This window comes from Acetobacter farinalis (genome assembly GCF_011516935.1).
Classification (GTDB): Bacteria; Pseudomonadota; Alphaproteobacteria; order Acetobacterales; family Acetobacteraceae; genus Acetobacter; species Acetobacter farinalis.
In genome coordinates, this window is record NZ_WOTF01000072.1 from 1 (window position 1) to 597 (window position 597).

At 56.8% G+C, this 597-nt stretch carries 1 pseudogene; it reads left to right on the top strand.

The window, feature by feature from the left end:
• Positions 1-142 (top strand): annotated as a pseudogene (locus tag GOB82_RS13240) (DDE-type integrase/transposase/recombinase); the annotation flags it as partial.
• Positions 143-597 lie beyond the last annotated feature (455 nt).

Sequence of the window (597 nt, forward strand, 5' to 3'; positions counted from 1 at the left end):
GCCCGATGGGCCGAACCAACGCTGGAGCCTGGACTTCGTGTCGGACGCGTTGAACAGCGGACGGCGCTTCCGGGTGCTGACGGTGGTCGACGACTACACCCGGGAATGCCTCGGTCTGGTCGCCGACACATCGCTGTCGGGCCCCACACCAGCCTCAATGGCAGGACGCCAGAGGCTTTCGCTCAACACGCCAAAACGGCATACAACAACCCACAGACCCTAACTTAAATCTGAGGGCATGTTCGGGGCAGGGTCACTGTCTGTAGCGACATTGAACCGGATCCGGCCCTTCATGCGTGCACGGATTGCCTAGCGCATTTCCTGATCTTCAGACATTATCTGGTTTCCTTCGATGAGTGTTGAACAAACGATCGGAGAAAACCGGTTGAGGCGGCCCTGTGGGCCATGGCGTGGCGCAGCCCGCTGATCGTGATCGGCTATTTTGAGACGCCTGTTTTCTCCGAGAATATACGACCCGAGGATGAATCGTAAGCTTCCGGAGTGAGACGCCTTGTTGAGTTTATAGTGTGGTGATGTGTTCTGTTCATGACAGAGCGATCAGAACAGAATGATGCTGTCGCAGCGACATTCGCTGCG